Source organism: Providencia sp. PROV201, from assembly GCF_028479545.1.
In the GTDB taxonomy this organism is placed as follows: domain Bacteria; phylum Pseudomonadota; class Gammaproteobacteria; order Enterobacterales; family Enterobacteriaceae; genus Providencia; species Providencia huaxiensis.
Genome location: NZ_JAMPNW010000002.1, coordinates 173,155 through 194,727 on the forward strand (window position 1 = coordinate 173,155; position 21,573 = coordinate 194,727).

Below are 21,573 nucleotides of genomic sequence, written 5' to 3' on the forward strand. Positions count from 1 at the left end.
ATATGGCTGTTGACCTGAATTTATTGAAAGTGTTTATTGCTGTTGCGACACAAGGGAGTTTTGCCAATGCAGCAAAGTTACTTTCAATGCCGACATCGAATGTGAGTCGTTATATTAAACAGCTGGAGCAACAACTTAATAGCCAATTAATTGAACGCACAACCCGGCAAATGCGGTTGACCGAGACGGGAAACATTTTATTTGAGCAAAGTCAAAAGCTAGTCAGTGAATTAGAACAGGTTGTGGTGCAAATTTGTTATCCACAGCAAATTACGGGAACGTTACGGCTAACTATTCCGAGTGAATCTGGTAGTTTATTGTTAGCTGATTTATTAGCAAAATTTGCATTGTCCCACCCACAATTGAATATTCATTGTGATACTCAATTAATCCCCCAAGATGTCATTAGTGATGATATAGATCTATTACTCACTTTTCATCGTGGTCATCTTGAAGACAGTAGTTATCATTCACGCCTGGTTAAATCATGGCAAAGCGTTGTGGTAGCAGCGCCTCAGTTAATTGAAAAAGTGGGAAAACCACGTTCATATACTGATTTAGCCAGTATGCCGTGCATTTCGAGTTTGAGTGCGTTACAGGGGCAACCGTGGATATTTATTGATTCATCTGGCTTGCAGAAAAAAGTGATAATTAACAGTAACTACCGAGTGAATAGTGGCGCACTGGCTTATGCTGCTGCAATGAATGGGATCGGTTATGCCATTCTGGCATTAGAAGCATGCGCAGAGCAGATTAAACAGAAGAAATTAGTGCGCATAGAATTCGATGAAGTATCGCCAGCGCCAATAGAACTTCGTGCAGTTTATGCGAGTCGTAGTGCATTATCGCCGAAGATAGACGCTTTTTTACAGTATTTGTTAGCAAATATTTAGTTATGCTAAGCGTGGATCAACGCTAAAATCCAGTGGTTTAACCGTCCGTATGGCTTTTTGAAATTGCGGATGCAACGGGTTGATTATTGCGTTGTATTCATAGGGAATAATACAAGAGGGAATTAACAATACTAAGCTATCTTGGTTATTAAGCCATGTAGTGCCAATATCCATTGTAGAGGTTGGCGCTGGGTCTTGCTGCCAATCCGTTGGAAGGTGGTCTAACGACAATTTCATTACGTACTTATCATTGATATCTATGGATAGTAAACTGAACTGGTTTAATAGTATGTCTTGATTGATGTGTACGAGTATTTCAAGGGTTGCTAATGAAATACTCGTCGATGTATAAACAGCGGGAGTCCCTTTATGATTCCAACGCCCACCATAGAGCATAGCCCCTTGGCCCGACCATGCATCGTGAGCAAAACTGGATTTAACCAACCGATATAGGATCATGAAAATACACCATGTTCAATACGGCCAATTAAATCAATCACTTCAATGGCTCCGCTTTCTGTTGCGATAAGCTCAATAGGGCGTAAATGACTCAAGCCTTTCACTGGGTGATTGAGCCAATCACTTGCTGCGTGTTTATCACCATTAAATAAACGCACTGCGGCATCAAATACCCTTACTAGACGTGCAATTCGTTCACTTTCATCAGCATTTAGGGGCTGGCCAGCATTTTTGCGACGAGCGATATTGCGTTCATTGATACCAGATATCCGCAATAGTTCTGCTTTGCTCACCCCTGACCACTCTTGGATATTGTCTAAGACAGAGACAGATAGGCCTTGACGTAAATAATGGGTTAATTCAATACCCCTTTCAGCGGGTAACCCGACATGGCGCCATAGTGGCTTAAAAGCAGAAACTGCGGGTTGAAGTGGCGTTGTGGGGATATAGTTTCTCATTTGAACCTCCTGACATTTGTCATCTTCATTATAGACAAATGTCAGGGCGATGTAAAATAAACGAATAAAAAATGAGCAGGATACGGTTACTTATCACCACGTAGGCGAATTGTCAGGCCTTTTAGGAAGTAACGCAGTAATTGGTCTCCACATTCGCGGTAGTTTTTATGACCTGGTTTGCGAAATACAGCGTTAAGTTCAGGCTTAGATACGCGAAAGTCAACAAGCTGATAAATTTCAATCATATCTGTATCTTTTAATTCAAAAGCCACGCGTAATTTTTTGAGCATAATATTGTTATTAAGGCGGCTATCAACTTCAGGTGCGGGATGATTTTCATCTTTTCCACGACGGTGATAAATTAAACCGTTTAGAAAATGCCCCATGACATTGTCGTTACATTCAACATATTCAGGCTCATTATCTTTTTTTAACCAAGCCACCATTTCTTCTTTTGTAACATCCAAATCTGCAAGTTTTACGATTTTAACCATTTGGGCGTCGCTTAAGTCCAACATATAGCGAACGCTGCGTAAAACATAATTATTAAGCATGGTATTGTATTATCCATTATCTATAAAAGTTAATTGGCTATTTATTGAGTAATGCCAATAAAGTATTCACTATGACAATCAATGACAGGGTGAAATTGAAAAGGAATGTATTTTGAGAGGGGTATATTATGAGGGATTAACCAAGATAAAGCAAAGTGCTAAACGATGCTTTATCCTGAATAATAAGTTAACCGATGAAATAAATAAGGGAATAGAAAAATATTAAGGTAAGACCGACAGTTAACAGCATATTTTTCAATACTGAGGCAACAACGACACAGAATAACGCCCCCCATAAATAAGGATTATCTGGGAAGGAACGTAGCTCATGGTTTTCCAATAAGATAACAGGAGCACAAATTGCGGTTAATAAGCAAGGTGCTGAGTACCCTAACGCTTGACGAACCACAAGTGGGAGGCGTATTGGCAACTGTGGTATTAGAAAAATATAACGTAGAGTAAAAACAACCGCTGTTAAGGTAATAATTAAAAGCCAAATCATTTTTCTTCCTTCAATATACGTGAAACAGCCACTGATACAAACATCCCACCCACACCTGCGATAACAATAGCACTGCTAAAGGAGTACATTGAAAGTACGATAGCGACAACGAGCGAAAAGATAACGCCACAAAGTGTGCTTATTTTTCTGGTTAATGGAACGACGATTGCGAGCAAAGTTGCAACCACAGAAAAGTCGAGATGTAAGCGGCTCAAATCGCCCACAATATTGGCCATGGCAATCCCACAAAGGCTAGTAATTAACCAAACAAGATAAAAACTAAACCCAGCACCAAAGAGATAGGGAAAACTTAAACTCTGGCGTTTAGCAGCGCTAATCGCAAATAGTTCATCAGTCAGCAAAAAGCCGATGCTAAGGCGCTGAGGTGTTGTAAAGTCTTTAACTTGGGGCCGCAAAGTCAGCCCATAGAGTAAGTGCTGGGAAGTAATAAAAAAAACAGAAATGACAATTGTGATATAGCCTGCACCCGAGTTAAGCAACCCAAGAGTGACTAACTGTGCTGCGCCTGCAAATACCATTGCAGACATCGCTACGCTTTGCCAGAAATCGAGACCAGTTTCGACTGCCATTGAACCCGCTAAAACTCCCCAAGGAATAACAGCGAGATTGAGAGGCGCGGTATGAACCGCGCCTGCCATCATCGCTTTTTGCCATTGATTATTTTGTTGTGACGCCATTTAAGCTAACCTTATTGTAGTTATGAGTACTTATATAATTTGATTGATTTTAAAGAGATAAAATATTAGTGGTGGGATATTTTAGTTTCATACAGGCTTTATCCGACTTTACTTCTAAATAGCACCGACTTTTATGTTATAACGCGAAACCTTAATCAAATCACTACTGCTATTTTTATTTATTCCATGGTATTAAATACCGTTTAAGATTTAAATTTTGGTGCTTATCTCTATTTGACTAGCTGTTTATAGCTAGCTTCTGATTAAGAGGTTTGTTTTGGCTTATTATTTCAATTTAATCCTCCGGTTCAATGTTGTTTGTCTAGTATTTTGCATTTAATTGGTTTTATATATCGTAATGCAATTATCAGGCAGTGATATCTTTTATAAGTCATATAAAGCCTGTATCATAATAACCATAAAGAAACAATGTGAATTTTTTGTTATAACTTTTATTGAGTTAGCGGGTTTCCTATGCTTGAAAATCTCGGTATTACAAATTTATGGACTTATCTTATCGGTGTTATTTTTATTACACTGGTACCAGGCCCTAATTCTTTATTTGTTTTAACTAGTAGTGCAAAATATGGCGTGAAAAATGGTTATAAAGCCGCATTAGGTGTCTTTACAGGAGATGCTATCCTCATTTTTCTCTCATTTTTAGGCGTTGCATCTTTAGTAAAAACATCACCTATCTTTTTTAGTGTTATAAAATACGCAGGGGCAGCTTATTTATTTTATTTAGGGATGAAAACCCTGTATAGCGTATTATATAAAAAAGAAAATACAGGTGATGTTGATTCAATTATCTTAGAAACCAAGGGTACCTATAAAAAAGCTGTTTTTTTAAGTTTACTAAATCCTAAGATGATCATTTTTTATGTTTCATTTTTTATCCAATTTATTGACCCAGCTTACCCAAGTGCAGGTGTGCCATTTTTCATTCTTGGCCTAATTTTAGAAACCTGCAGCATGATTTACTTATCACTGCTGATCTTTGGTGCGGTTGCTGTAACGAATATGGTCAAACATAATAAAAAACTGTCTAAGTTCTCTAATAGCTGTATTGGTGCCGTATTCTTGATGTTTGGAGCAAAACTTGCACTAACCGCATAATGGTTTTATCAGAAATTGAATATCCTTTGGCGTAGGTTTTCCGTTAACCCATGGGGTTTCATTTGGAGCCCCGTCCTCAGAATACATAACTTGTTGCTTATAATAATCAAATGAGTTTTCCAATTTAGTCCCCTAAAAGTTTACAGCTAGCCGTATCAACTAAGCATACGACAATTTATTTTGAAAGACCGCGCTTTGAATGCCCCATATTTTCAATAATTAACTCATCCTGCAAATCTTTTGGGCGCAGCAACAATCACATGGCTCAGGCTCGTTACCAAAAAAACGTTGATAAAATAGCAGAGCAGATTTCTCGTGGAGAATTGAAGCCCAGAGCTCGATTTACGATCCATAGAGCTTTTGCTAAGCAAGAGGGTATTTCATTAGTGACAGTGTCACAGGTGTATCGTGAGCTTACTGAAAAAGGCTTAGTGAGTGGTGAGAACAATAAAATCAGTCATTCTCTATATGGTGGACTTAGAATAAAGCACAAAAAATTTGATGTTTTTTATCGGATTAACGTCTAATAAGATGTATCAATAGAATAGTTAATGGAAAAATGATGTTAAAACACTTAATTGAAGTAGCAAAGCAATATGCTAAACCCGCCACCTTTAATGGTTATATAGAAACTGGCTATGTGGCTTCGGCATTAGAAACAGAAGATGGTGAGATCTATAGTGGTATCAGTATTGATTCTGCATGTTCACTTGGTTTTTGTGCGGAACATGCCGCTATTGCAGATATGCTTAAAAATGGCAAATCAGTCATTAAAGCCATTGTTGCCGTTGATGCTTCAGGTTGTATCGTGCCGCCTTGTGGGCGCTGCAGGGAGTTGCTAAGTCAGTTGTCGGATAAAAACCAGTCAACAGTCGTTGCTGTCAATGAAAACACGCAAGTGACATTAGCAGAGCTAATGCCATATGACTGGAAGGCAACAAGGTGTTAGGCTCGACACCAGAAATACAAGGTAAGAATGGCACAATAAAAAAGAGAAGTGGTGAGATGAGAGAGGAAATTAAACATTTTACGGCAACAGCAATGATCCGTAATGAGCATGGTGAGTTTTTATTACACGAACATCAAAAACTTGGTTTTTGGTTACCCCCAGGTGGCCACATTGAAGAGAATGAAGAACCACAACATGCTGTTTTTCGAGAAGTTCTTGAGGAAACAGGGCTAGAGTGCCGAGTGATTAGTTGCGGTTTGCCATTTGCCTCACAAGTGCATGATTCATCTCATACACAAGTACTACCGTTGCCCATTGCTATTTTGAAAGAATTTATTGCGGATAAAAAGAGAGGAAACCATTGGCATATTGATATGATTTACTTATGTGAGCTATTACCCTCATCACAACCGCCTTTTGCTCCATTTGAATGGGTGCCATTTGAGAAACTCACCAAACTCAATATTCCTGAAGATGTTATTGAGTTGGCGAAAGTGGTTAATGAATACTATCGGTTGCAGGGCAAATAGCGATCATTTGTGTGAATATAAGATTAATTTACATTAAAGAATAATAAAGATAATCCCAATAGAATGAGTAGAGTACCAATTGTTCTATCCATAACGAATTGGTAGTTAAGAATTTTGTTTCGTACTACAGGTGTTGCAAAGAAAATAGCAATTAGACTAAACCAAAGCCAATGAGTGAAAGAAATAAATAGGCCATAACTCAAATTTAACCAAATTGAGTTCTGTGTACTGATAACTTGGCTATACACAGAGACCACAAAAAACATGGTTTTTGGGTTTAACGCATTCGTTAAAAAACCATTTTTAAATGCATTTAAGGCCGATAATGGCTTTGAGGTGGTCTTGTCTGAGGATATTTTGACTTTATTAGTCAATGATTTAAACCCGATGTACACCAAATAAAATACACCAATAAGTTTAACGATTAAGAATAATGTTGGTGAACTCAAAATGACTAAAGTGATGCCGAAAACGGTATAAAACACATGAACTTGCACACCTATAGCGATACCTAGCGCACACAGTAAGCCTGTTTTAATTCCATAGGTATAACTATTACGAGTTACCATAGCAAAGTCCGGTCCCGGACTAATAACAGCTAAAATGGTTATAGTCGCTACTGCAATAATTTCATTCATATTAATTTCCTAAAAGGTAATAAAAACAGACCAAAAATGTATTTTTTTTGAAATCGCTTGTTTATTTATTGTTTTTATTATCAATAGATTGAATAAAACTAAAAAGCGATTTATCCTGACGCAAATCTGTCAGTTTTAGTTACCTATATATGAAACTACCACCATTAACGTCATTACGTTTTTTTGATACTGCTGCAAAAGCAGGCAGTTTTGTGCAAGCGGCACATGAGTTGAATGTGACTCATAGTGCGATTAGCCGACAAATTCGTTTATTAGAAGAATACCTTGGTGTTGAGTTATTCGAACGAAGGAACCGTGCTGTTTTTTTAACAGCGAACGGCCAAATATTGTTACAAACCACTAGTTCGATATTTGAACAGCTCAAAGATGGTATTGAAAAGATAAAAAACAGCACATTTCCTGATGTTGTTAGCTTGTCTTGTGAACCAACAATTGCAATGAAATGGTTAATACCTCGACTTACGCATTTTTATCAGCAATATCCTCATATTACAGTACATTTAGTCGCAGCTGGTGGTGTAATTGATTTCACAAAAACGAACGTTGATTTAGCATTGAGGCGTAATGATTTTAAATGGAATGACAATCTTTGCGCGGTAAAAGTGTGTTCAGAACGAATGGGAGTCGTGGTTCGGCCTGAACTTGATTTTAAAAAAAACGCTAGTCATATAGCACTGCTATCAACCACATCTAGACCCAATGCATGGGAAACTTGGCAAAATATAAAAGAAATAGCGCTTCAAAATAGTAAAACTATTACATACGAGCACTTTTACTTGTGTATTCAAGCGGCCTTAGCTGGGCAAGGGGCGGCTCTCGCGTCATTTTTGATGGTTGCCGACGAAATACAATCGAAACAATTAGCCGCGCCATATGGTTTTATTGAAGATAATTCAGCGTACTATTTATTGTCATCGAAACCTGTTGAGCAAGGTAGTGCAGCGGCTATTTTTACGCAGTGGCTAATTGAACAGGTGAATATCAGTATTGAAACTCTGATAGATAAAAGATAATTAGCTATCAAAAAAAGAAGGTTTGGTTATAAAGCCAGCGAGTCTTAATGAAAAATAAATAATTTATGCCATAACCTTTTCTTTGCATGCTATATTTCTCGGCTAGGTCTAGTGTTTTATGTCGGAGCAAATAATGAGCAAAATACGAGTCGGTGTTATTTTTGGTGGTCGATCAACAGAACATGAAGTTTCACTACAGTCCGCTAAAAATATTATCAATGGGTTAGATCGCAATAAATTTGATGTATGCCTTTTGGGGATTAATAAAGAAGGGCAATGGCATGAATATAACGAATCTGATTATTTATTGCATGGTGATGATCCCTCTCGTATTGCGTTAAATACGCCTAAGCGAGCCATCGCACTTGTTCCAGGTAAAACGAGCGAGCAATTTATTTCGTTAGAAGATGCCAAGCCATTGCCACAAATCGATGTTATTTTTCCTATTGTTCACGGTAACTTAGGCGAAGACGGCTCGTTGCAAGGGTTATTGCGCATGGCGAATTTGCCGTTTGTAGGCCCAGGTGTTTTAGGCTCCTCTGCCTGCATGGATAAAGACGTTACCAAAAGATTACTTAGAGACGCAGGCTTAAATATTGCTCCATTTATAACAGTGCTCAAAAATGAACGTGCAACAACTGAATATGAAGCGACCGTGGCGCAATTAGGCTTACCACTTTTTATTAAACCAGCAAATCAAGGTTCATCTGTCGGGATCAGTAAAGTCAGCACTGAATCGGAATTTAACGCGGCGCTGGATTTTGCCTTCTTATTTGATATGAAAGTCCTTATTGAAAGCGCAGTAAAAGGGCGTGAAATTGAGTGCGCCGTATTGGGTAATGAAGAACCTCTTGCCAGCCCTTGTGGTGAAATCGTATTACACGACAGTTTCTATGCGTACCACACTAAATATATTGATGAAAATGGTGCTTCTGTCGTGGCTCCTGCACAATTAGATGATGCAGTGAGTGATAAAATACGTGAGATTGCCTTATCTGCGTACCGCGCACTAAATTGCAGTGGAATGTCCCGTGTGGATGTTTTCTTAACGGAAAACAATGATGTAGTCATCAATGAAATCAACACATTGCCTGGCTTTACAAATATCAGTATGTATCCAAAATTGTGGCTGCAAGGTGGTATGACATACCCACAATTAATCAGCCGACTGATTGAGTTAGGAATTGAAAAATTCCAACAAACTGCGATGTTAAAAACGGCATGTGATGAGCTTTAATCGCTGAGTAAAATACTAACTATCTCGGTGGTTTTTATGACTACCGAGATGTTTCTTAACCCTGAACTTGAGCTTTCATCTGCTGTAAAAATAAATTTGTTTCTTTTGGAGAAGTGAGCCGAACAAACTGAATATGGCGTAAATTGAGATTTGCCATATGACTTAGGTTTCTTTTCTTATTTGGATAGTAGGTCTTTAGCAGCCACAAAATTATCGAATCGCGGCTGAAAAATGCATTTTTCCAACGTTCTTTATTGCCTGTATCTTCCCACAGCTCTTGCCCAGAACAAATGCGCGCTAATGTACGCGTAATAGACTGATAAAGGGTTCGAGGCAAGGAGTAATCCAACCAAACCACCATATCAACCTCTTTCCATTTAATGGGTTGAGTCCGTGTATAGTTTCCATCAAGGACCCATCCAGATCCCGCGTTATCTAATGCAGCGGTGAGTTTCTGGCTAAGCTCATCATCCGAAGAACCTTGCCAATTTGCTAGCCAATATAAGCTATCTAACTCAATAGAAGGGACATTTAACAACAAAGAAAGTTGCTGGCAAAGGGTACTTTTACCGCTGCCACTCGAGCCAATAATATTAATTTTCATATGTAAACATCAGACGGATTTTGTTATTAGGATTGATTTGGAATGGCTGAATCTGGAACCATTGCCTGAGCAATGATCCCAGATTAGATGCCTCTACAAGTAACTCAATTGTTGTAAATTATTTGCACCAGACATAATTGATATAGCGGAATAGTGGCTCAAAACCGAATTTTTTATATAGGTCAAAACCTGCTTCGGACGCATCTAGGAAGCAGTGCTCTACGCCTTGCTGGCGGCAAAATGCAAGTGCGTAATCAATGAGTTGTGAAGCGTAGCCATTACCTTGGTAGCTTGGCTCAGTACCAATATCATCAAAACGGGCTAACGTTCCTTCAATCGTCACAGTCATTGAGGTCGCAGGCTCGCCATTGACGAGTAACACAAGGTGAAACTGTGGAGCGCCTTGCTTTAGTGCATCTTCATGATAACGCACATATTCCTGAATAACCTGGTCGTGCTCTTCTGACAGATAAAATGCAGAAACCAGAGGCTTTGCCCACAAGGACAGATCGTGATTCGCTAAGACGATATCGACTTGGTTATCAGGCAGTTCAACTTCATTTTGCTTCGCTAAGGTTAATGCCATCGCAGTAGTGACGCTGTCACGTTTATACCCTAAAGATTCGGCTTCATTAACCACCTGCGGGAGCATCTCTTCGGGGATCACTAAGGTATGGTTTTTCTTCTGTGAAACAAACAGGTTGTGAGCCTGCATAAAGGCGTGACTGGTCGAGTCAGGCTGCAAATAAATGAAGTTAAACGCCGGCGAATTAAGGGGCGTTAAATAGCAAATTGTGTGTTGTGCAATCTGGATACTATGTTCACAAATAGATGTCCAAAACGTTTTTTCAATCGATTGATAATGTCTTAAATAGTACAACGGAATATTCATTTGTCAGTTACCTGATACAAAACGAGTTAATCGATATGGGCCAAGGGCAGCTTGTTCTATTCCATGCAAGATTTCATCTTGAGCCAATTGGCATATCAAAGGCGCTAGCGTGATCGCAGCGTGCATACTGATAATATATAAACCTTCGAAATCAGCAACTTTTCCGACAATTGGCATCTCATCTTTAGGCATAGGTCGCATTCCTATGAAAGCGTTTTCAAGATTTAACGTATGACTACCTATAAATGAATTTTTAATCGTTGTAAGGGCGTTTTGTGCGATAGCCACCGCATTGTGCTCAGGTTTTTCACTAATATAGTCTTCAGCACAGAGTATTTTACCTGAACCTGCTGGCCGTAGCTCCATTTGTGGTGTCGAAATGATATGTTGAACCAATGTTTGCTCGGTGGAGCCATTGATATGCACAATGATAGAGGGCGAGGCTATAACAGGTAATTCAACATGTAGCGATTGCATAAGTGCAGTCGCGTCTGTACCCGCAGTCACGATAACCTGTTCAGCCAAAAAAGTATCTGTTTGAGTCTTTACGCCAATGATGCGTCCACCTTCCTGCAAGATAGCTTGAACTTCCTGCTCAGGTAAGTAAATAACGCCTTGTTCAATAGCAAAGGATAATAGCGTTTTTGTTGCATGAATGGGGTCAACACTACCTTCATCTGGGCAAAATGCAGCGAGTTCAGGTAAAACAGATAAGCAAGGTTCCATCTTGTGAACGGTTGACTTGTCCAATAATTCGACATTAAATCCACTCTGTTGGTGGTGGTAGACATATTCTGCAGTTGCTGAATCTGTTTCTTGCCAGCTGAGAGCACCTGTCCACTGGATATTTAACTTTCCATCAGTGTGTTCATCGAGTTCATGCCATGCAACAAGCGCCTGTTGGCGCAGTTGACTATAGGCATCAGGCCTTCCATATGACACATTCAACCAAGCGAAAGCGTGCTGTGTGACACCTTGGCCTGCGTGTGCTTTATCAAGCAAAATGACCTGCTTATCAGATTGTTTTGATAAATACCAAGCTAATGTTGTACCAACAAAACCAGCTCCAATAATAATAATATTTTTTTTATGAGTCGGGTCCATTAAGCCTCAGTGTTTACAACGAAATCGATAGCAGGAAAATTAGAAAGGATTTTAATAGTTTAATGAATAATTATATAGATGAAACCTATAAATAAAGCACGATTACACCCATTTTTATCAGATACGAACAATTGATGACAGAAAACGGAGAATAGGGCTACAACCTAGTAGCCCAATGAGACTAAAAAATTAAACACGGATAAAACGAGTCACAAAAGCAATAATAACTAATAGTCCAGAGATTAATAATAATGCAGTCGCCAACGATAGTTGGAAGGCAACAAAACCAATAGCAGCTGGTCCCGCCAAAATACCTAAATAGCCTAAAGTAGAAATTGCGGGTACGGCAAGAGCCTCTGGCATCGTTTTTTGCTTCCCTACAGCAGAAAACATCACTGGTACTATATTAGATGAACCCGCACCGACTAATGCAAAACCCATGATGGCCAATATGAGATGAGGAGATAAAACAGCAATAACAAAACCGAGGCAAGCAAGTAAAGCACCTAAAAATACGACACGTGCGGAACCGACTCGCATAACAATTTTGTCGCCCAGTAATCGGCCAATAGTCATGGTTGTAGCAAAAGCAGCAAACCCTAAACCGCCTAAAGTCTCTTTTAATCCATGGTGTTCAATTAAGAATACAGCGCCCCAGTCAAGTACTGCGCCTTCAGCAAGAAAAACGGCAAAACAGACGATGCCAATCACCAAAACAACGCCTTTTGGGATAGCGATAAGCGGGCCAGTTGGGGCATTAGCGTAAGGGATTAAACCGTTATAGCAAATAGCTAACAAAACCACTGCAATAACTGAAATGATGATTGATGACATTGTTGCGGAAGCACCAAGTAGCAAAACTAAACTCATGGTACCTGCACCCGCGATGCCACCGACACTATAAAAACCATGAAAACCAGACATGATTGGTTTATCAGATGATTTTTCAACAATCACTGCTTGAATATTCATCGCGCAATCCGTTAAACCAATGAAAATCCCAAATAATAATAAGGCAATAATGATAAAGTTAACTTGCGATAAAGAGGATAAAACGGGGAATAACAAACTAAAGGCGATGGTGGAAAAAACCATTAAGCGGCGGCAGCCAAACTTGGCAGCTAATGCTCCAGTCACTGGCATCGCAATAAGTGCTCCTCCACCAAAACATAATAGCAGCATGCCAAGGGTAGCATCATTTGCTCCTGTGTTAAGTTTGACATAAGGAACAATGGCTGCCCAAGCCGCGGTAACAAAACCAGCAATAAAAAAAATAATTCGAGTAGAAATTTGCTCCCTTTTAGCGGGTATTAAAGATATATGGCTATTAACTTGTTGAGTAGATTGCATTTTATAGTACTTCTTAAAAAATAAAATTAACTACCTGTATTTAAGATAGTCAGAATTTGTTCATGAAGATATGGGCAGCCCGTTGCAACAACGGCACCGCCAGCTTCGGCTCGGTTGCCATCCAATGTAGTCACTATGCCACCCGCACGTTCTATAATAGGGATTAATGGAACAATATCATAAGGTTCCAGTGCGAATTCGACACAAATATCGATTCTACCCGCTGCTAACATTGCCATTGCATAGCATTCTCCTCCATAGCGAGTCATAAGTACCTGTTTCTCCAGCGCCATAAAATGAATGTCTGGGCGTGTGGCAATAGGTTCTGGTGATGTGGTATGCAAAATGGCTTGCTCGAGTTTGACTTGCTTGCGAGTAGATAAGCGATATTGCCCGTGAGAGCTACTGGTCCAGCTTCCGTGTTGGTCTGCCCAAAAGCGTTCGCCAATATAGGGTTGGCTCATCATCCCCATAACCGCTTTGCCATGCTCAGTTAGACCTATCAGGTTTGCCCATAAAGGAAGACCACAAAGGAAAGGGCGGGTTCCATCAATGGGGTCAAGCACCCATTGAATGGGACCAGTTCCCGTTATTCCATACTCTTCACCCATGATAGAATGCGTTGGGTAATGTTTGGATATCAGTTCTCGCATGGCTTTTTCTGCTAGCTTATCTGCTTGAGTGACCGGGTCGAAGCGATAGTTCTCTTTGGGTTTGTTTGCAATAACGCTGAGTTCATGTGTTCGATAGTATTCAAGGGAAATTTTACCGGCAGTATTTGCAAGCTCATGCAAGAAAAAGCTATCTGGTAACGGAGAGTGCGCCATTTAGTTGTCCTCGAGTGCTTGAACAAGATAGTGTTTGACATCTTTTCTTGCTCGATTATGATTGATAAAAATAGTTAATGAGGAATTCCATGCTCGATTATGTCGCTTTTCCAGAACAAAGGCAAAATAAAATTCGCCAGCTACTACAAGATGAAGGGCGAGTGGTTTGCACGACATTAGCCCGTAAAATGCAAGTTTCAGAGCATACCATTCGTAGGGATTTAAATGAACTAGCACAAGAAGGCGTTTGCCGCCGAGTCCATGGTGGAGCGGTTAGTATGCTTGAAGAAAAGGGCACATTCGAGCAGAGAACGGCACAAAACCAAGATGAAAAGATCAAAATAGCGAAGGCTTGCAACAAACTAGTCAAACAAAACACCTGTATTTTTATTGATTCAGGTTCAACTAACTTAGAAATCGCTCGTTATTTACCTTCAGAACTATCGTTGACGGTTGTGACTCACTCTCCATCAATAGCATTGGAATTAATGAAAAAACCACTATATGAAGTGATTTTAATTGGTGGGAAATTAAACCGCCAAGTTGGCGCGAGTATTGATATTTCTGCAGTAAATCAAATAAACCAAATTCATTTTGACCAATGCTTTATTGGTGGCTGTGCTTTAGATCCGCAAATGGGGGTCTCGATATTCGATTATGAAGAATCTAAATTTAAGAAAATCCTTTTTGAGCGCAGTAATCAAGTTATTATGGGAGTGACCGCGGACAAGTTACCCGGGGTCGCGAGGTATAAGATTGCCAATTGCGATCAAATTTCAATCTTAGTTATGACAACAGAATTGAATAAACAAACGGCTGACTTGTTTACTAATATGGCAATAAAGATCGCACAAGCATAGGCCATTATATCTAACGTTTATCTTATATCGTGAGGGCATTTTAGGTGCTATTTGTTATAAAAAACTCAATATAATATCTTCGAAAGATCCTTACAAAACATGATGAGTGTATGATGAAATTAAAAATTGCTGTTTTGTTATTTTCAACTTATTCGTTAAGTGTATTTGCTCAGGATTTACCTGTGAATATGCAAACTCTTCACCTAGCGGGCAAAGAAATAAACTATTACTTAATCCAAAAGCAAGCAGAAAAATCAAAGGATTTATTAGTTTTATTACAGGGTTCTGATTGTAAAAGTGTTATTAATAACCCAAATATGTTGAAAAACTTCGGTGTTGTATTTCCTGATAATGATATTTTATTAGTTGAAAAAACAGGGCTAAACAGTCATGTGGGGACTAAAGATGAAGAAGCTTCAGAAGAAGAATGCCCTGTTGACTATATGTCGAAAGACTCGCCATTAGAACGCGCCAATAATTATATAGTGGTATTAAAACAATTGAAAGATGATTACCAACACATCGTGCTATTAGGCGGAAGTGAAGGTGCGTTGGTGACTAATTTAATTGTTGCTCAAGAAAACTTTATTACCGCATCCGTTGCATTGAATGTTGGTGGTCAATATTTTATCAATGACGTATTGTACAGTATTGAAAATAATACACCTAAAGAAGAGGTTGCAAACTCAAAAGAAGGTTTTAAACAATTTGCAGAAGCAGTAAAACAAAAGCAATTAAATAACGACCAATTTGTCAGTGGACATGGTTCAAAATGGTGGTATGAGATGCTTACCATTGATAATTTAAAACTTATCCAGTCAGTTAAAACTCCACATTTAGTGATACAAACAATGGCGGATACCAATGTGGATGCTCATGGTACAGATAATATGATGCAACAAATCCGTAATCCCCATGTTAGTTATCGAGCATATCAAGATTTAGACCATTTTTTCAAAGATAAAAATGGGCAATTGCAGACAGAACAAATTGTGACAGATATTCAACATTGGTACCAAACGGTGACAAAATAAAGTGGATATATTAGTGGAATTACTCCCATTATTATGTCACCCCCGAACAATTAGGCACCTCGGTTATTAAGATGCATTTAATAAAATCACTCTGCAATATAGCTGTAGTAATTAAATATAGGTTCAAACCCCAGTCTTTTGTAGATAGATAACCCTTCACTGGATGACTCCAATACACACTGTTTAACCCCTTGCTGATGGCAAAGATATAGCGCATGTTTAATAAGTAAAGTCGCTAGCCCTTTACCTTGGTATTGAATATCAGTACCAATATCATCAAGTCGAGCTGTTTGATTATTAAATGTCATAGTTAAGGTTGAGACTGGTTGCTGATCTGCAAATAAGACTAAATGCACCATATTAGTTTGTTTATCAAGCGCTCTCTGGTGATAACGAATATACTCGTCGGTAACAGTTGAGTCACTTTCATCTGTATCAGAATCGACAGGGAATGCTGTAATTAAAGGCTGAGCCCAATCTTTCAGTTGATCATTGCTCAGTGCTACCTGAAAACCAGAATTAAGCTGTGGTGGTGAATTGTATTGTGATAAAGCCTCTTGCGGCAAAATCATTGCGGTTGATTCACCATCTGCGATTAATCCACGTGTCGCTATTTCCGTCTCAAATGCTGAAAGTACCTGTTCATGAACAACCAATACATAAGGTTTAGCTTGCTGTTTGAATAACGCTTCGGCCTTTTCGTAATCTGAAATGAGAGCGCCTTGGTGGAGATAAATATAATTAAATATAGGTAATGGCAGCTCAGAAAAATAAGCACTAGTTTGGTTGCTGATTTTCACCGCATTTGCACATATTGCAGCCCAAAAATAGTGTTCTTGTTGATAGAACAAATTTTCATTGTTATTCATTATGTGTACTCAATTTATTGTAGTAGATAATATTTTTATAGTTTGATTGTATATAAAACTGAATGATCACTATAGTGTTCGTAAAATTGGAAGCACAAAAAGAACCATTTTATTGCAATTTATTGGGTTTATAAGAAAATAGGGTCTCCTAACAAAGGCATTGCATAAGAAATAAGAGAAATATTATGAATAACGCCCCAGACACGATAACCTTTTTTGAGCGTTTACTTCCATTGGTGGTTTCCGGTAAAAAAATTATCACTATCCGTGATAAAAGCGAGAGCCATTATATCCCTGGGACTATTGTGAAGGTATACGCGTTGGAAACAGGCGAATATTATACTGATATTAAAATACTGTCGGTAGAGCCAATTTTTTATGATGACATTTCTGAATACCATGCTAAGCAAGAAGCCATGAGTCTAGAGACGTTGAAAGCGCTTATCAAAGAGATTTACCCAAACGAGCCATATTTATACGTAATTACTTACCAGTTGCGAAATAGCACTGACTGATCACGAATATAGTTTTTTTGCAATTTGTAAAAATGCCTTCGTTGCAGGTGATGCTTGGTTTTCGTTATTAACAGCAAAAGCAATACTACGCTTAACCGGTGGGTTAAGGGGTTTAATCACGATGTCTTGAAGATGAGCAGGAATTGCTAATTGTGCAACAATAGAAATTGCTTCTCCCCGAGCTACGAGTGTAAAAGTGCTTAGCAATTGCTTTGTCTTAAATTGAATTTTTGGCGTTAATTTCTGTGAATGAAATAAATCTAGAACGATTTTTCCAGAACCCGCTTGGGTTAAATTAAATGGGTAATCACAAAGCTGCTTCAAAGAAATAGAAGGTTCATTTGCCAGAGGATGGCCTAATGGCAGTATAGCAACCATTTGGTCATCTTTGACTTTAAACGTATCAAAGCGTTCATCGGGTAGAACGACAACACCAACGTCAATTCGCTTTTCTTGTAACCACTGTGTAACGGTTTCATCATCGCCTTCATCAACCATAATATTTATCAATGGATATTTTTGGCGAAACTTATCGAGTAATGGCGGTAGGAGCCCTAAAGATGACCCCGGACCAAAAGAACCAATTCGCAAAATACCCGCCTTCAGACCATTTGCAGCAAATGCTTCTTGCTTCATCGCCTCTTGAATATTGAGCATATTATGAGCTCTTAATAAGAGTTTTTTTCCTATCTCAGTTAACGTGGTTTGATTTTGCTCTCGAGTAAATAACACGACACCAAGATCTTTTTCAAGGGATTTTACCGCGTGTGAAATGGCCGATTGAGAGATGTTTAATTTCATTGCAGCAAGCGTAAAACTTTTGAGTTCGGCTACTATTGTGAATATTTCAAGTTGGCTTAATGTCATGAGTAAATGCTCATTAGGATATGACTCAGCATTAAGGTTAGCTTATCCATCATGTAAAGAGAAGCGAAATATGAGTTGATAACAGGGAATACGCGGATGAGCAATATAACAGAAATGAAAAGACGACCAAGTAATTTTATATTTTTCCAAATGGTATGTGTATCTGTCATTTGGGGAGGAACATTCATTGCAGGTAGGGTTATTCAACCTGAAATTCCACCGTTATTATCCGCGACGGTGCGTTTTCTTTTTGCCAGTATTTCGTTGGTTCTTGTCATTATACTCGGTCGATTAGGTTGGAAACGAATAAATAAAAGGCAGCTATGGCAGATTATGTTATTAGGGGCCAGTGGCGTGTTTATTTATCAAATTTTATTTTTTTATGGTTTACAAATTATTCCTGCGTCAAGAGCCGCATTATTAGTCGCCATTAACCCTGCCATGATAGCGTTCATTTCTTTTCTTCTTTGGCAAGAAAAGGTTTCATTGAAAAAAGGTGCTGGGATTACGTTATGTGTTGTTGGGGCAATAATCTTGTTATCAGATAAAGCGCCGAGCAGTGATGTTTTTATGGTTAGTAAAGGAGATCTAGCTATTCTAGGATGTGTAGTTAGTTGGGGGATTTATACTGTAACAGGTAAAAACGTTATTAAAGAAATAGGAGCATTACATACGGTAACTTACGCTGTGTTATTTGGGACTTTGTTATTGATAGTAACGTCGTTGTGTCTCGATATCACATTAGATACGGTATCATTATTTTCTCTAAAAGATTTAGTGAGTTTGGGCTATTTGGGTATTTTGGGATCAGCAATAGCTTACGTCTGGTATTATCAGGGGGTCTCACAATTAGGGGCTGCGGGTGCAGGGGCATTTATTGCACTAAATCCGCTGAGTGCGGTTATTGTGGGAACTCTATTTCTTAATGAGCAAATCAGCACAGTGATTTTTATTGGCGGAATATTAATTGTTTTCGGAATACTTATTGCGAATAAAAAATAATATAAAAATAGGCCAAGTAGAGGCCTATTTTACGTTTATTTAAATTGTTCTTGGTGCTTTAAAATAAATTCTTTAAGTGATGTCGGTGCTTTGCCTGTTATTGTTTGAAAATTATCGAAAACCATTCCTGAGCGGTCTAATTTTCCATTAGTAAAATCTACATAATGGTCATAGATACTTTTCATATAGGCGAGCTCTAAATTATTTTTAAGGGCATGTTGCCAAAATTCATCGGGATTTTCTGCCTGATAGCTGAAAGGGATCCCCAACTCTTCTGTTAATAACTCAGCTATTTGTGTGTAATTTCTATTTTCATAACCAAGGCGATAAATTTGGCCTGCGTGCTGTTGCGGGTTAAGTAAGCAATAAGCCGCAAGTTCAGCAACATCGGCGCAGTCTACCCAACTGAGTACCGCATTGCCAAAATAAGAGCGCAAGACGCCTTTTTGCAAGTTATCATCTCCTTGATAACCCAGTAAGTTTTGCATGTAAGATTCGGGGCGAAGGTGAGTAAATTGTATTCCTGACCATTCAATATAGCGTTCAATAAGTTGGTGCCATGCCCAATGTGCCACTTGCGCGTCATCGTCCCCACAGGCACCTAAATGCACGATATATTTCACGGCTGATTTTTTTGCGATATCAACAAAAACCTTACTTTGTACAAGCATATCAATGGTATAGCCTGTCATCATGAAAACAGAGTCGATATCTTGTAAAGCGGTTTCAATAGTATCTGGCTTATCGTAATCCATAACAACAGTTCGATAAGGTGTGTTCTTCAATTTAGCAGGATCTCTAACCGCTAAAACAATATCATGATAGCCTTTTTCCTGTAATGATTGAACGAGGTAGTGACCAACCTGGCCTGTTGCACCAGTGATAAGAATTGTATTTTTCATGAATATCCTATAGTGACAATATATTCAGTTAAAGTGTTTTGCTCATAATATATTCAAGAGATTGCTGAGTTTCGCTTGTAAATAAAATTTCTTTCATAATATGCATATCGTTTGACTGATAAAATGTCATTGCTCGAGTGTTACTTGCGAGAACATCTAGCCATAGCAAAGAGTCACCTTGCTGTTTTGCGAGCGCTTCAATTAATTTAAATACGATTTTTCCATAACCTTTACCTGTAGCGCCAGGAGAAAAGTAAAGTTTATTTAATAAAGTACCAGCTAAATCGGTTTCAGGTATACAGGAGTGATAGGTTAGTTTTACTAAACCGATTGGGCTAGTATTTTCAATAATATACCAATCAATATGCTGTTGATTAAGGTCTGCAGTGATTTTAGCTGTGCTGTATTCTTGACTTAAATATGTGTTAAGTTCATTTTGGTTATTCCATAATGTAGCAAAATGATGCAAATAACTTTCCGTACCTATTTTATGTAGCAATAATGCATCATGTTTCGTGGCTTTTCTTAGTATATGGGGAACTTGGTTCATAAATGTTTTCTCCTGTGCTTTATCAGTGTATAGCAATCAATTGATAAACGTCATAGAAGAAGAAAAGTAGAGCACTTTTGGTACTAAATAAGAAGAAAAAAGGGCAACTTAGCCCTTTTAACTGATAACTATTTAATTGTTTGGCTAATATCTGAGTAAGCAAATAATGCTTGAGCTCCACCAGTATGAATAAACAGAACGGGAGTTTTTTCTTCCGAGTTTTCTAAGTAGTCAATTAATCCAGCCATGGCTTTACCGGTATAAACTGGGTCTAATAAAATACCTTCTTGCCTCGCTAATAAATTGATTGCAGCGAGGCCTTTTTGGTTTGGCATTCCATACATCGGGGCAAAGAAATTATCCCATAATTGTACTTTTGGGGTTTTCGTTAGAGCCAGACATTGAGCCAACTCGGTTTGTAACTTCTCGACTTTAGGGGCTTGGTCTTGCTGCTTTCTTGAAACGGTTACGCCAATCACTTGGCTTTGTGGTAATAGTTCTTGCAAACCAATGGCAAGCCCTGCGTGTGTCCCAGCACTCCCAGATGCAACAATAACTTTATCAAATTCTATATGTTCTGGCTTCTGTTGAGCTATCTCAATAGCACATTGAATATAGCCTAAAGCACCTAATACATTTGACCCACCCACAGGAACAATATAGGCATCTTTAAGAGAAAGAGTTTCAATTAGTGCTTCCATTTGAGATTGTGGGTCAGTTAATTCATCACACATGACACAACGAGTGGCAAATAAGTCGGTTAATAATTTATTACCATTATGCAGAAAGTTAGGGTTATCACTTTGAATTGGATTTTCTAACAAAGCGACGCATTCAAGCCCATACATGGCAGCAACAGCCGCAGTTTGGCGGACATGGTTTGATTGAATTGCCCCCGCAGTAACAATAATCTTTGCTTTTTTGGCTAATGCATCGGCCATTAAAAATTCGAGTTTACGTAATTTATTCCCCCCCATGGCAAGAGGGGTCATATCATCACGTTTTATATAGATCTCACGGCCAAACTTATGCGATAAATTATTTAATCGATTAAGAGGAGTCGATGCGTTAAGTAAATCTATTTTTGCGAACTGTACTAATTGTTGTTGAAGAGACATCTAAACTCCCA

The 21,573-nt window shown here is 38.6% G+C and carries 27 protein-coding genes; 11 read left to right on the top strand and 16 right to left on the bottom strand.

Features of this window, described 5'->3' with window-relative positions:
* Window positions 1–2 precede the first annotated feature (2 nt).
* Complete coding sequence (locus PR809_RS02740) at window positions 3–893, top strand: LysR family transcriptional regulator (RefSeq protein WP_206276378.1); 891 nt, start codon at window positions 3–5, stop codon at window positions 891–893.
* Here the strand turns inward: PR809_RS02740 and PR809_RS02745 are convergent, their stop codons facing one another.
* From PR809_RS02745 to PR809_RS02765, 5 genes are all read right to left on the bottom strand, one after another.
* The gene (locus PR809_RS02745; protein WP_206276379.1) at window positions 894–1,352 is read right to left on the bottom strand and encodes an RES family NAD+ phosphorylase; all 459 of its coding nucleotides are present in this window, start codon (window positions 1,350–1,352) and stop codon (window positions 894–896) included.
* Entirely contained in the window at window positions 1,349–1,810 is a 462-nt protein-coding gene (parS, locus tag PR809_RS02750) for a type II RES/Xre toxin-antitoxin system antitoxin (RefSeq protein ID WP_206276380.1), read from the bottom strand. The genes PR809_RS02745 and parS overlap by 4 nt, the downstream gene beginning before the upstream one ends.
* 86 nt (window positions 1,811–1,896) lie before the next feature.
* Window positions 1,897–2,364, bottom strand: coding sequence for a DUF1456 family protein (locus tag PR809_RS02755; RefSeq protein WP_102140344.1), 468 nt, complete (start codon window positions 2,362–2,364; stop codon window positions 1,897–1,899).
* Window positions 2,365–2,551: 187 nt separating this feature from the next.
* Window positions 2,552–2,866 (bottom strand): AzlD domain-containing protein, encoded by a 315-nt coding sequence (locus tag PR809_RS02760; RefSeq protein WP_102140343.1) that lies wholly within the window; start codon window positions 2,864–2,866, stop codon window positions 2,552–2,554.
* Window positions 2,863–3,564, bottom strand: coding sequence for an AzlC family ABC transporter permease (locus tag PR809_RS02765; RefSeq protein WP_102140342.1), 702 nt, complete (start codon window positions 3,562–3,564; stop codon window positions 2,863–2,865). The genes PR809_RS02760 and PR809_RS02765 overlap by 4 nt, the downstream gene beginning before the upstream one ends.
* A 474-nt stretch (window positions 3,565–4,038) precedes the next feature.
* On the opposite strand from PR809_RS02765, the gene leuE reads away from it, so the two are divergent.
* The 4 genes from leuE to PR809_RS02785 all read left to right on the top strand — a co-directional run bounded on the left by leuE (window position 4,039) and on the right by PR809_RS02785 (window position 6,159).
* Window positions 4,039–4,680 carry a leucine efflux protein LeuE gene (gene leuE, locus PR809_RS02770; protein WP_102140341.1) on the top strand — a complete coding sequence of 214 codons (642 nt, stop codon included), beginning with the start codon at window positions 4,039–4,041 and terminating at the stop codon, window positions 4,678–4,680.
* Between the two features lie 260 nt (window positions 4,681–4,940).
* Window positions 4,941–5,207, top strand: coding sequence for a GntR family transcriptional regulator (locus tag PR809_RS02775; RefSeq protein ID WP_166267457.1), 267 nt, complete (start codon window positions 4,941–4,943; stop codon window positions 5,205–5,207).
* A 35-nt stretch (window positions 5,208–5,242) separates the two neighbouring features.
* A complete protein-coding gene (locus tag PR809_RS02780; protein WP_202981455.1) occupies window positions 5,243–5,629 on the top strand; it encodes a cytidine deaminase family protein in 387 nt (128 codons plus the stop codon).
* Window positions 5,623–6,159 (top strand): NUDIX hydrolase, encoded by a 537-nt coding sequence (locus PR809_RS02785; RefSeq protein WP_239978950.1) that lies wholly within the window; start codon window positions 5,623–5,625, stop codon window positions 6,157–6,159. The genes PR809_RS02780 and PR809_RS02785 overlap by 7 nt, the downstream gene beginning before the upstream one ends.
* 23 nt (window positions 6,160–6,182) lie before the next feature.
* On the opposite strand, the gene PR809_RS02790 is transcribed toward PR809_RS02785, so the two are convergent.
* Window positions 6,183–6,797: a LysE family translocator gene (locus PR809_RS02790; RefSeq protein ID WP_206276381.1), complete on the bottom strand. Its 615-nt coding sequence runs from the start codon at window positions 6,795–6,797 to the stop codon at window positions 6,183–6,185.
* Between the two features lie 149 nt (window positions 6,798–6,946).
* On the opposite strand from PR809_RS02790, the gene PR809_RS02795 reads away from it, so the two are divergent.
* Together PR809_RS02795 and ddlA are read left to right on the top strand one after the other, a co-directional pair.
* Window positions 6,947–7,831 carry a LysR substrate-binding domain-containing protein gene (locus PR809_RS02795; RefSeq protein ID WP_102140336.1) on the top strand — a complete coding sequence of 295 codons (885 nt, stop codon included), beginning with the start codon at window positions 6,947–6,949 and terminating at the stop codon, window positions 7,829–7,831.
* A 133-nt stretch (window positions 7,832–7,964) separates the two neighbouring features.
* Window positions 7,965–9,068, top strand: a complete 1,104-nt coding sequence (gene ddlA, locus PR809_RS02800) for a D-alanine--D-alanine ligase (RefSeq protein WP_206276382.1) — start codon at window positions 7,965–7,967, stop codon at window positions 9,066–9,068.
* Window positions 9,069–9,123: 55 nt separating this feature from the next.
* Here ddlA and PR809_RS02805 read toward each other — a convergent pair whose 3' ends face one another.
* The 5 genes from PR809_RS02805 to hisN form a co-directional block, all read right to left on the bottom strand.
* Entirely contained in the window at window positions 9,124–9,672 is a 549-nt protein-coding gene (locus tag PR809_RS02805) for an adenylate kinase (protein ID WP_206276383.1), read from the bottom strand.
* 118 nt (window positions 9,673–9,790) lie between these two features.
* A complete protein-coding gene (locus PR809_RS02810) occupies window positions 9,791–10,564 on the bottom strand; it encodes a GNAT family N-acetyltransferase (protein WP_206276384.1) in 774 nt (257 codons plus the stop codon).
* Between the two features lie 3 nt (window positions 10,565–10,567).
* Entirely contained in the window at window positions 10,568–11,668 is a 1,101-nt protein-coding gene (locus tag PR809_RS02815; protein ID WP_166267447.1) for an NAD(P)/FAD-dependent oxidoreductase, read from the bottom strand.
* A gap of 189 nt (window positions 11,669–11,857) precedes the next feature.
* Window positions 11,858–13,018 (bottom strand): MFS transporter, encoded by a 1,161-nt coding sequence (locus PR809_RS02820; protein WP_206276385.1) that lies wholly within the window; start codon window positions 13,016–13,018, stop codon window positions 11,858–11,860.
* Between the two features lie 26 nt (window positions 13,019–13,044).
* A complete protein-coding gene (gene hisN / locus PR809_RS02825) occupies window positions 13,045–13,845 on the bottom strand; it encodes a histidinol-phosphatase (RefSeq protein WP_206276386.1) in 801 nt (266 codons plus the stop codon).
* An 89-nt stretch (window positions 13,846–13,934) separates the two neighbouring features.
* Here hisN and PR809_RS02830 point away from each other — a divergent pair, with 89 nt between their 5' ends.
* Both PR809_RS02830 and PR809_RS02835 read left to right on the top strand, forming a co-directional pair.
* Window positions 13,935–14,705, top strand: a complete 771-nt coding sequence (locus PR809_RS02830) for a DeoR/GlpR family DNA-binding transcription regulator (protein WP_206276387.1) — start codon at window positions 13,935–13,937, stop codon at window positions 14,703–14,705.
* A 110-nt stretch (window positions 14,706–14,815) separates the two neighbouring features.
* Window positions 14,816–15,739, top strand: coding sequence for an alpha/beta hydrolase family protein (locus PR809_RS02835; protein WP_241098689.1), 924 nt, complete (start codon window positions 14,816–14,818; stop codon window positions 15,737–15,739).
* An 86-nt stretch (window positions 15,740–15,825) separates the two neighbouring features.
* On the opposite strand, the gene PR809_RS02840 is transcribed toward PR809_RS02835, so the two are convergent.
* The gene (locus PR809_RS02840) at window positions 15,826–16,608 is read right to left on the bottom strand and encodes a GNAT family N-acetyltransferase (protein ID WP_166267437.1); all 783 of its coding nucleotides are present in this window, start codon (window positions 16,606–16,608) and stop codon (window positions 15,826–15,828) included.
* 185 nt (window positions 16,609–16,793) lie between these two features.
* Here PR809_RS02840 and yqfB point away from each other — a divergent pair, with 185 nt between their 5' ends.
* Window positions 16,794–17,123, top strand: a complete 330-nt coding sequence (gene yqfB / locus PR809_RS02845) for a N(4)-acetylcytidine aminohydrolase (RefSeq protein ID WP_102140326.1) — start codon at window positions 16,794–16,796, stop codon at window positions 17,121–17,123.
* Here yqfB and PR809_RS02850 read toward each other — a convergent pair whose 3' ends face one another.
* The gene (locus tag PR809_RS02850; RefSeq protein ID WP_102140325.1) at window positions 17,124–17,990 is read right to left on the bottom strand and encodes a LysR family transcriptional regulator; all 867 of its coding nucleotides are present in this window, start codon (window positions 17,988–17,990) and stop codon (window positions 17,124–17,126) included.
* Between the two features lie 96 nt (window positions 17,991–18,086).
* Here PR809_RS02850 and PR809_RS02855 point away from each other — a divergent pair, with 96 nt between their 5' ends.
* The gene (locus PR809_RS02855) at window positions 18,087–18,992 is read left to right on the top strand and encodes a DMT family transporter (RefSeq protein ID WP_232368176.1); all 906 of its coding nucleotides are present in this window, start codon (window positions 18,087–18,089) and stop codon (window positions 18,990–18,992) included.
* A 35-nt stretch (window positions 18,993–19,027) separates the two neighbouring features.
* On the opposite strand, the gene PR809_RS02860 is transcribed toward PR809_RS02855, so the two are convergent.
* From PR809_RS02860 to PR809_RS02870, 3 genes are all read right to left on the bottom strand, one after another.
* Window positions 19,028–19,894 (bottom strand): SDR family oxidoreductase, encoded by an 867-nt coding sequence (locus PR809_RS02860; protein WP_206276388.1) that lies wholly within the window; start codon window positions 19,892–19,894, stop codon window positions 19,028–19,030.
* Between the two features lie 28 nt (window positions 19,895–19,922).
* Window positions 19,923–20,444 (bottom strand): GNAT family N-acetyltransferase, encoded by a 522-nt coding sequence (locus PR809_RS02865; protein ID WP_102140323.1) that lies wholly within the window; start codon window positions 20,442–20,444, stop codon window positions 19,923–19,925.
* Between the two features lie 128 nt (window positions 20,445–20,572).
* The gene (locus PR809_RS02870; RefSeq protein ID WP_102140322.1) at window positions 20,573–21,562 is read right to left on the bottom strand and encodes a D-cysteine desulfhydrase; all 990 of its coding nucleotides are present in this window, start codon (window positions 21,560–21,562) and stop codon (window positions 20,573–20,575) included.
* Window positions 21,563–21,573 lie beyond the last annotated feature (11 nt).